8 protein-coding genes are annotated in these 9,792 nt (G+C 71.5%); 5 read left to right on the top strand and 3 right to left on the bottom strand.

Going from position 1 to position 9,792, the window contains the following annotated elements; all coding sequences use genetic code 11:
• The first annotated feature begins 434 nt into the window (after positions 1 to 434).
• Together ACFE8Y_RS06685 and ACFE8Y_RS06680 are read left to right on the top strand one after the other, a co-directional pair.
• Positions 435 to 986, top strand: a complete 552-nt coding sequence (locus ACFE8Y_RS06685) for a Uma2 family endonuclease (RefSeq protein WP_375463614.1) — start codon at positions 435 to 437, stop codon at positions 984 to 986.
• A gap of 61 nt (positions 987 to 1,047) precedes the next feature.
• Positions 1,048 to 2,061, top strand: coding sequence for an adenosine kinase (locus ACFE8Y_RS06680; protein ID WP_375463613.1), 1,014 nt, complete (start codon positions 1,048 to 1,050; stop codon positions 2,059 to 2,061).
• A 10-nt stretch (positions 2,062 to 2,071) separates the two neighbouring features.
• On the opposite strand, the gene ACFE8Y_RS06675 is transcribed toward ACFE8Y_RS06680, so the two are convergent.
• From ACFE8Y_RS06675 to ubiG, 3 genes are all read right to left on the bottom strand, one after another.
• Entirely contained in the window at positions 2,072 to 3,046 is a 975-nt protein-coding gene (locus ACFE8Y_RS06675) for an NADPH:quinone oxidoreductase family protein (protein ID WP_375463612.1), read from the bottom strand.
• Between the two features lie 65 nt (positions 3,047 to 3,111).
• The gene (locus ACFE8Y_RS06670; RefSeq protein ID WP_375463611.1) at positions 3,112 to 3,684 is read right to left on the bottom strand and encodes a YbhB/YbcL family Raf kinase inhibitor-like protein; all 573 of its coding nucleotides are present in this window, start codon (positions 3,682 to 3,684) and stop codon (positions 3,112 to 3,114) included.
• A 69-nt stretch (positions 3,685 to 3,753) separates the two neighbouring features.
• A complete protein-coding gene (gene ubiG / locus ACFE8Y_RS06665) occupies positions 3,754 to 4,512 on the bottom strand; it encodes a bifunctional 2-polyprenyl-6-hydroxyphenol methylase/3-demethylubiquinol 3-O-methyltransferase UbiG (protein ID WP_375463610.1) in 759 nt (252 codons plus the stop codon).
• A gap of 187 nt (positions 4,513 to 4,699) precedes the next feature.
• On the opposite strand from ubiG, the gene ACFE8Y_RS06660 reads away from it, so the two are divergent.
• The 3 genes from ACFE8Y_RS06660 (at position 4,700) to prfA (ending at position 9,462) form a co-directional block, all read left to right on the top strand.
• On the top strand, positions 4,700 to 5,935 hold the full coding sequence (locus ACFE8Y_RS06660) for an aspartate kinase (protein ID WP_375463609.1): 1,236 nt from the start codon (positions 4,700 to 4,702) through the stop codon (positions 5,933 to 5,935).
• 113 nt (positions 5,936 to 6,048) lie between these two features.
• Positions 6,049 to 8,313 carry a phosphoenolpyruvate--protein phosphotransferase gene (ptsP, locus tag ACFE8Y_RS06655; protein WP_375463608.1) on the top strand — a complete coding sequence of 755 codons (2,265 nt, stop codon included), beginning with the start codon at positions 6,049 to 6,051 and terminating at the stop codon, positions 8,311 to 8,313.
• Between the two features lie 63 nt (positions 8,314 to 8,376).
• Complete coding sequence (gene prfA, locus ACFE8Y_RS06650) at positions 8,377 to 9,462, top strand: peptide chain release factor 1 (protein ID WP_375463607.1); 1,086 nt, start codon at positions 8,377 to 8,379, stop codon at positions 9,460 to 9,462.
• Positions 9,463 to 9,792 lie beyond the last annotated feature (330 nt).

Raw genomic sequence — 9,792 nt, 5'->3', positions numbered from 1 at the left:
ACGTGAAGGCCAGCGCAGACTACGCGCAGTGCGAGGTCAAGTCGCTGCAGTAGCAAGTATGGACGACATCGCAGCCCTGGTGGATGCTGACGCGCCCGCGCCGGGGAAGCGGGGACCTTACAAGAGAAGCGTGGCATGACGGTACTTAGGGGCATCATCACTGCCGCAGCCTTCACCGCCGCCGCCGCTGCGCTGTTCCTCGCGCAGATGGTACTTTGGGTCCTACTGTTTCGCCCGTGGGCCGATCCGCTTGGCTTCGGGTTGCTGTTCACGCTCGCGACGTTCCCGCTGTCCGGGACGGTCGCTTTGTTCGGGGGACTATGGGCGTCGCGACGGGCCTATCGAGCCGGACGGACGGCCATAAATTCAAACTGAGACACTACCCAGTAGCATGGCATCTTCGCGGCACCCAGGCGGCGTGCTAGGCGTCCGGCATGAGCGTCCAGTCCAAGCCGCGCATGACCGTCGACGAGTTTCTGGCCTGGGCCGAGGACCGGCCCGGCCGCTACGAGCTGCTCGACGGTGAAGTCTTCGCGATGTCGCCCGAACGGGCGCGGCATGCGGATATCAAATTTGCAGCTCAGACGGCTTTGCGCACGGCGATCCGCAATGGCCGGTTGCCGTGTCGAATGATGCCTGACGGGATGACCGTCCGCGTCGATCGGACCACGGCGTTCGAGCCCGATGCCCTGGTGTATTGCGGCTCCCGCGTGTCACCCGACACCGTGGAGATCGCGAATCCGATCGTCGTCGTCGAGGTGCTATCCCCGAGCACCAAGGCGATCGACAGCGGCAACAAGCTCACGGGCTACTTCCGCGTCTCCAGCGTGATGCACTACCTGATCGTCGATCCGGTCAAGCGCCTCGTCGTCCACCATCGGCGCGGGCCGGATCTGATCGAGACGCGGATCGTGTCCGACGGAGCGCTCCGGCTCGATCCGCCCGGCCTCGACGTTCCCCTGGCCGACATGTTCGACGACGCCTGACTGCCTTGACCCTGCCGGAGTGCGGTGCGAGAGCCCGATCAGGCCCGGACAGGACCCTCGCATGACCGACTCCCTCGATCTCCTCGTACTCGGCAACGCCATCGTCGACGTCATCGCGCGCACCGACGAGGCGTTCCTCGCGGGGCAGGGGGTGCCGAAGGGCGCGATGGCGCTGATCGACGAGGCCCGCGCCGAGGCGCTGTTCGCGGCGATGGGGCCGGCGACGATCGTCTCGGGCGGCTCGGGCGCCAACACCGTCGTCGGCGCGGCCCTGCTCGGCGCAAAGACCGGCTTCGTCGGCAAGGTCCGCGACGACGAACTCGGCGGCCTGTTCCGCCACGACCTGAAGGCGACGGGCGTGCGGTTCGACGTCCCGGCCGCGACCGAGGGGCCGGCGACCGCCCGCTGCTTCGTCCTCGTCACGCCGGACGGCGAGCGGACGATGAACACCTATCTCGGCGCCTGCCAGGGCCTTTCGCCGGCCGACCTCGATACGAACCTCGTCGCCTCCGCCCGCGTGGTCTACCTCGAAGGCTACCTGTGGGACCCGCCGGCCGCCAAGGACGCGTTCCGCAAGGCCGTGACGATCGCCCACGGCGCCGGCCACGCGGTGGCGCTGACCCTGTCGGACGCGTTCTGCGTCGGGCGCTACCGCGACGAGTTCCTCGCGCTGATCCGCGAGGGCAGTATCGACATCCTGTTCGCCAACATCGGCGAGTTGCAGAGCCTTTATCAGACCGACGATCCGGAGCAGGCCATCAAGGCGCTCCGCGACGAGCGCGACGGACGCGGCCTGCACCTGCTCGGCCTCGTCACCCGCTCGGCGGACGGCGCGATGGTCGTGAAGGGCGGCGAGATCCGATCCGTCGCGGCCTCGCCGGTCGGCGCCGTGGTCGATACCACCGGCGCGGGCGACCTGTTCGCCGCGGGCTTCCTCGCGGGCCACGCCCGCGGCCTCGACCATGTCGCGAGCGCCCGGCTCGGCGCGCTCGCGGCGGCGGAGGTGATCCAGCACATCGGCGCGCGGCCGCAGGGCGACCTCGTGATGCTCGCCAAGGCGCAGGGGCTGCTCTGAGGAGAAGACGTCACAGCCGCAGCAGCACCTTGCCGACCGCCGCGCGGCGGCTGAGCAGGCCCAAAGCCGCGGCGTAATCAGCGAGCGGGTAGGTGCCGTGCACCCGCGCCGTCAGCCGTCCCTCGGCCACCCAGTCGAGCAACTGGCGCTGGTTGGCCCGATGCGCCTCCGGCTCGCGCTCGGTGAAGACGCCCCAGTGCACGCCGGATACGTCGAGCTCCTTCAGGAGCATGATGTTGAGGGGAAGCCGCGGGATGTCGCCCGCCGCGAAGCCGACGACGAGGAAGCGCCCGCGCCAGCCGAGCGCGCGGAACGCCGGCTCCGAGAAGTCGCCGCCGACCGCGTCGTAGACCACGTCGATCCCGGCCCCGCCGGTCATCCGCTTCAGGTCGTCGCGAAGGGTCTTCGGATCGTAGACCACGCTCGCCTCGGCGCCGTGGTCGCGGGCCACCGCGAGCTTCTCCTCCGACGAGGCGCAGGCGATCACCCGCGCGCCCAGCAGCGCGCCGAGTTCCACCGCCGCCAAGCCTACGCCGCCGGAGGCACCGAGCACCGCGAGCCACTCGCCCGCGCGAATGTTCGCCCGGTTGCGCAGGGCGTGAAGCGACGTGCCGTAGGTGATGGTGAGGCCGGCGGCCTGCTCGTCGCTCACCGCGTCCGGAACCGGCGTCAGCCGGCGCGCGGGAACCGCGACCCGCTCGCGGCAGGTCCCGTACGGGGCGTGGACGATCACCCGCTCCCCGACGCGCAGGCCCTCGGTGCCGGGCCCGACGGCCTCGACCACGCCGCAGGCCTCGCCGCCGGGCGAGAACGGCAGGTCCGGCCTCACCTGGTAGCGGCCGGCGATGATCAGCGTGTCGAAGAAGTTGAGCGCGGCAACGCGGATGCGCACCACCGCCTCGCCCGGGCCGGCGACGGGATCGGGCAGCGTCGCGACGGAGAGGTCTTCCGGGCCTCCGAGCCGGGTGCAGAGCAGGGCTTTCATGACAGGCCTCCGGTTCGGGCGTATCCGGGCGGCTCGATCGCGCCCGGACCACCGATAGCAGGGCGTCAGGCGCGCTCGTAGGTGCCCGTCAGGCACCCCTTGCCGAGCACGTGGCCCTTCATCGCGTCGATCACCGCGCCGCGTCCCGGGCGCGCTGGCAGGTCCAGCGCGCGGTCCAGGGCGTAGACCTGGAACAGGTAGCGGTGCGCGCCGTGCCCGGTCGGCGGGTCGGGCGGGAGCCAGCCGTCCTTCAGGAAGCTGTTCTTGCCGACATCGCGCCGGAAGTCCGCCACGCCGGAGCGGGTGAGCGCACCCTCGGGGATCTGGTCCAAGGTCGCAGCGAGGTTCCAGGCGATCAGGTGGACGAGGGGCTGCGGCGTCGGGCTGTCGGCGTCCTCCGCGAGGATCGCGACGCGAACGGTGCCCTCCGGCAATCCGCTCCAGGCCAGCGGCGGCGAGGTCCCCTCACCGTCCTCGGTGAAGCGGGCCGGCATCGGCGCACCTTCGGCGAAGGCCGGGCTCGTCAGCGCGACCCTCTCCGGAACGTCAGTGAAGTCGGCATGATAGGCGGTCTTCTCCGGCCCGGCCCTGAGACCGGACAGGGCTTGGCCCACGAGTGCGGGGATCTTCTCGAGCATCCGGCTCTCCTCCTGCTGCCAAATCAACCGGGGAGGGCGGCGCGGTTCAGCCCGGGCGCGGGGCCGCAATCATCGCGCGGCCGCAACCATGTAGTTCACGGCGGTGTCCCGGCTCAGCCGCCAGCCGTCGGTCAGCGGATTGTAGACGACGCCCCGCGTGTCGGTGACGGCAAGCCCTCCTGCGCGCAGCGCCGCGGACAGCTCGGCCGGCGTCACGAACTTCTCCCAATCGTGCGTACCCTTGGGCAACCAGCCCAGCACGTACTCGGCGCCGACGATGGCGAGCGCGAAGGAGCGCATCGTCCGGTTGAGGGTCGCGGCAAACAGCAGCCCGCCGGGCTTCACCGCCGACGCCGCGGTCGCCACGAAGGCCGTCATGTCGCTCACGTGCTCGATCACCTCCATGATCAGCACCACGTCGAACGTCTCGCCGGAGGCGACAACGCTCTCGATCGTCTCGGCGCGATAGTCGACCGCGACGCCCTCGGCCTCCGCGTGGCGCTTGGCGACCGCGATGTTCTGCGTCGCCGGGTCGAGGCCGGTGACGGCGGCACCGAGCCGGGCCAGAGGCTCGGACAGCACGCCGCCGCCGCAGCCGACATCGACGACGCTGAGGCCTTCGAGCGCGAACGGCATCTCGGCGTTGCGCCCGTGATGCCGGCAGACCGTGTCGCGGATGTAGGCCAGCCGCACCGGGTTGAAGCGGTGCAGCACCCGCATCGGTCCGCGCGCGTCCCACCACGTCGCCGCGAGCGCGTCGAAGCGCGCGACCTCGCCGCGGTCGACGGAGCCGGTGCGCGTCGCGGCGGGCGTTTCGTCGGTGCTCATCCCCGGTCCTCGTCGGCCGTGCCGCCGGCTCCGGCGGGGGCGCGGCGGCGTGTTGACAGCCTTCCGCCCCGCTTGTACCCGCCGGACGCCGGTGCGGTACAGCGATCGCGCGGGATCGATCGACGCGCCTCGCCCCCGCGCTCCGCCCCCGGACAGGTTCGAGACCGAAGAGAAGCGCGGACGCCGCATGCCCCGTCTGGTGATGAAGTTCGGCGGCACCTCGGTCGCCACCATCGAGCGCATCCGCAACGTGGCCGCCCACGTCGCCCGCGAGGTGTCCGCCGGCTACGAGGTCGCGGTCGTGGTCTCGGCGATGTCGGGCAAGACCAACGAGCTCGTCGGCTGGGTCCGCGAGGCGGACGGCGGGTACGACGCGGCCGAGTACGATGCCGTCGTGGCCTCGGGCGAGCAGGTCACGTCGGGGCTGCTGGCCGTCGCGCTGCGCCGGGTCGGCATTCCGGCGCGCTCCTGGCAGGGCTGGCAGGTGCCGATCCTGACCTCCGACGCGCACGGCTCGGCCCGGATCGAGGACATCGACGGCGCCCGCCTCGACGCGGGATTCCGGCGCGGCGAGGTGGCGGTGATCGCAGGCTTCCAGGGCATCCATGACGAGACCGGGCGCATCACCACTCTCGGGCGGGGCGGCTCGGACACCAGCGCGGTGGCGGTCGCCGCCGCGATCGGCGCCGAGCGCTGCGACATCTACACGGACGTGGACGGCGTCTACACCACCGATCCGCGCGTCGTGCCCAAGGCCCGGCGCATGGAGCGCGTCACCTTCGAGGAGATGCTGGAGATGGCCTCGCTCGGCGCCAAGGTGCTCCAGGTCCGCTCGGTGGAGCTCGCCATGGTGCACCGGGTGCCGACCACCGTGCGCTCCTCCTTCGATCCGCCGGACGCCGCGCGTCCCGGCACCCTCATCTGCGACGAGGATTCCGACGTGGAACAGCAGATCATCACCGGGATCGCCTTCGCCCGGGACGAGGCGCAGATCACGCTGCGGCGCGTCAAGGACAGCCCCGGCGTCGCCGCCGCGATCTTCGGGCCGCTGGCGGACGCCAACATCAACGTCGACATGATCATCCAGACGGTGTCGGGCGACCAGTCGACCACCGACATGACCTTCACCGTGCCGGCCGCCGACTACGACCGCGCCCGCACCGTCCTCGACCGGGCACGCGAGACCATCGGCTACGCCCAGATCGAGGGCGCCACCGACGTGGTGAAGGTGTCGGCGATCGGCGTCGGCATGCGCAGCCACGCGGGCGTGGCCGCCAAGGCGTTCCGGGCGCTGGCCGACAAGGGCATCAACATCCGGGCGATCACCACCTCCGAGATCAAGTTCTCGGTCCTCATCGACGCGGCCTATACGGAGCTTGCCGTCCGCACGCTCCACTCGCTATACGGCCTCGATCGGGTCTGACGCTTGCAGGTCCGAACCTGAGGTTCGGCGGCGGGCTGCACGACGGGCCGCCTGTCTCTGAGGTTGCGCGGCGTCGGGGTTCGACGCCGGGCCGACGGTGGATTGACGAGACCATGCCCGCTGCGCCCGGTGGCCCGCGCCTGCTGCTGCGCCGCCTCCGCGAAGCGATGGCGGAGCCGGTCAGCCCCCAGGCGCGCCTCGACCGCATCGTCGTGGTCATCGCGGCCAACGTCATCGCCGAGGTCTGCTCGGTCTACGTCCTGCGCGACGACAACACCCTGGAACTCTTCGCCACCGAAGGCCTCAACCGCGAGGCGGTGCACCTCACCCGGATGCGCGCCGACGAGGGCCTCGTCGGCCTGATCGCGCAGACGGCCGAGCCGCTCTCGCTCTCCGACGCCCAGACCCATCCGGCCTTCTCCTACCGGCCCGAGACCGGGGAGGAGGCCTACCACGCCTTCCTCGGCGTACCGCTGCTCCGGGCCGGCAACACGCTGGGCGTGCTCACCGTCCAGAACAAGACCTACCGGGTCTATTCCGACGAGGAGATCGAGGCGCTCCAGACCACCGCGATGGTGCTCTCGGAGATGATCGCGTCCGGCGAGTTGCAGGGGCTCACGCCGGATGCCGGCACCGCGGCGCGGCGCCCGGTCTGCGCCCGCGGCGTGGCGCTCGCCGAGGGCATCGGCCTCGGCCACGTGGTGCTGCACGAGCCGCGCATCGTCGTGAAGACCCTGATCGCCGAGAACGTCGAGGCCGAGGTCGCGCGGCTGGAGACGGCGATCGAGGCGGTGCGCTCGGCAATCGACGCCCTGGTCGAGCGCGGCGACAAGCTCGGCACCGGCGAATCGCGCGAGGTGCTGGAGACCGTGCGGATGTTCGCCCACGACAAGGGCTGGCTGCGCCGGATGCGCGAGGCCGTGATCTCCGGCCTGACCGCGGAGGCCGCGGTGGAGCGGGTGCAGTCCGACAACCGCGCCCGGATGATGCGCCAGAGCGACCCGTACCTGCGCGACCGCCTGCACGACCTCGACGACCTCGCCAACCGCCTGCTGCGGCGCCTGACCGGCCAGGAGGGCGCGGGCGCGGGCGCGTTCCTCCCGGAGAACGCCATCCTCGTCGCCCGCTCGATGGGGCCGGCGGCGCTGCTCGACTACGACCACACGCGGCTGCGCGGCGTCGTGCTGGAGGAGGGGGGACCGACGAGCCACATCGCGATCGTCGCCCGCGCCCTCGGCATCCCGGCGGTGGGCGAGGTCGAGAACGCCACGGCCCTGTGCGATTCCGGCGACGCGATCATCGTCGACGGCGTCTCCGGGGAGGTCCAGGTCCGGCCCGGCCCCGAGATCGAGGGGGCCTACGCCGAGATGGTGCGGGTGCGCGCCAAGCGCCAGGAGCAGTACCGGGCGCTGCGCGACGTGCCGGCGGTCACCCGCGACGGCGTCCGCATCGGCCTGCACCTCAACGCCGGCCTGCTGGTCGACCTGACGCACCTCGCCGAGACGGGGGCGGAGGGCATCGGCCTGTTCCGCACCGAACTGCAGTTCATGGTCGCCCAGCGCATGCCGTCGGCCGCCGAGCAGCAGACGCTCTACGAGGCGGTCTTCTCCGCGACGGGCGACCGGCCGGTGACCATCCGGACGCTCGACATCGGCGGCGACAAGATCCTGCCCTACATGCCGAAGCTCGAGGAGGAGAACCCGGCGCTGGGCTGGCGGGCGATCCGCATCGGCCTCGACCGGCCGGCCCTGCTGCGGGTGCAGCTCCGCGCGCTCCTGAAGGCGGCGGGCGGGCGCCCCCTCAAGATCATGTTCCCGATGGTGGCCACCGTCGACGAATTCGTCCGCGCCAAGGCGATCGTCGAGCGCGAGAAGGCGCACCTGCGCCGCCACGGCCACCGCCTCCCGAGCGAGTGCCGGCTGGGCGCGATGGTCGAGGTGCCCTCGCTCCTGTTCCAGATCGACGAGATCGCGCGGGCCGCCGACTTCCTGTCCGTCGGCTCGAACGACCTGATGCAGTTCCTGTTCGCGGTCGACCGCGAGAACCGCCGCGTCGCCGACCGCTTCGATCCGCTCTGCGCCGCCGCGATCCGCGCCTTCCGGCTCATCGCCGAGCGGGCGGACGCCGCCGGTTGCCCGGTGACCGTCTGCGGCGAGATCGGCGGACGGCCGCTCGAGGCGATGGCGCTGATCGGCTTGGGGTTCCGCGACCTCTCGATGTCGCCGACCGCCATCGGCCCGGTCAAGGCGATGGTGCTCGGCCTCGACGCCCGCGCCGTCTCGGACCTGATCGATGCCGAGATGGCGCGGGCCTCGGACGGCGCCAGCCTGCGCCCGGCGCTCGCGGCCTTCGCCCGGGCGCAGGGCGTGCCGGTCTGACCGGTCCCGCCCGATCGATCCGAAGCCTCGTTTCCGTCAGCGTGTCAGGGTAGACCCCGGTCGATGATTCCCTTTCCCCCCGACCGCCTCGACGCCATCCTCGTGCGGCACGACATCGTCACCGGCACGCTCGCCGCGGGCGACGGGACCTCCGAGAGCATCGTGCAGCTCTCCCGCGAACTGTCCGACCTCGACCCGGTGGTCGCGGGCATCCGCGCCTACCGTGCGGCCGCTGCCAACCTCGCCGAGGTCGAGGCGCTCATCGACGAGCCGGGGAGCGATGCCGAGATGCGCGCGCTGGCCGCCGAGGAGAAGCCCGCGGCGGAAGCCGCCCTCGTCAGGGCGCACCGCGACCTGCAGCTCATGCTGCTGCCCAAGGACGCGGCCGACGAGAAGAGCGCGATCCTCGAAGTCCGCGCCGGCACCGGCGGCGACGAGGCGGCGCTGTTTGCCGGCGACCTGTTCCGGATGTACGGACGCTATGCCGAATCGAAGGGCTGGAAGGTCGAGGTCATCTCCGAGAGCGAGGGCACCGTCGGCGGCTACCGCGAGGTCGTCGCCGAGGTGAAGGGCCGGGGCGTCTTCGCCCGCCTCAAGTTCGAGAGCGGGGCGCACCGGGTGCAGCGCGTGCCCGACACCGAGACGCAAGGGCGCATCCACACCTCGGCCGCCACCGTCGCCGTGCTGCCGGAGGCGGAGGAGGTCGACATCGTCATCAACGACGCCGACCTGAAGATCGACACGATGCGCTCGCAGGGCGCGGGCGGCCAGCACGTCAACAAGACGGAATCGGCGATCCGCATCACCCACCTGCCGTCCGGGATCGTCATCTTCGTCCAGGAGGAACGCTCGCAGCACAAGAACCGCGCGCGCGCCATGTCGCTGCTGCGGGCCAAGCTCTACGACGCCGAGCGCACCGCCAAGGACGCGGTGCGCGCCGCCGACCGCAAGTCGCAGGTCGGCACCGGCGACCGCTCGGAACGCATCCGCACCTACAACTTCCCGCAAGGGCGCGTCACCGATCACCGCATCAACCTGACCCTGTACAAGCTGGAGGAGATGCTGGCCGGCAGCGCGCTGGACGAGTTGGTCGACGCCCTCGTCACCGAGCACCAGGCCGAGCTGCTGGCCGCCGAGGGGATGGCGTGAGTTGGCGAGGGCGTGCCGCGGCGGTTGTCCCGCCCGCCGTCGTGCCGGCCCCGTCGGCCGGATCGACGAGCCCCGGACCCGAGCCGATGCACCGGGTTTCGCGCCGTCCGCCGATCGCGCGCGGGTCCCTTCTCCACCACATCTCGGGCCTGCCCAAGGTGTGCCGTTCAGGTGTCCAAGTCGGGCAGGCCCGACTTGGATGGGGAGAAGGACAGGATGAGGGGCGTGAGCGTTCCGGACAACGCACGTCCCTCACCCCAGCCCTCGCCCGCACGGGAGAGGGCGCCGCGCAGCACGATTCCAATCCTCGGAAGCGTTGCCGGGACACGA

It is taken from the genome of uncultured Methylobacterium sp., from assembly GCF_964242245.1.
GTDB lineage: Bacteria > Pseudomonadota > Alphaproteobacteria > Rhizobiales > Beijerinckiaceae > Methylobacterium.
This window is presented reverse-complemented; position numbering and strand designations above follow the sequence as displayed.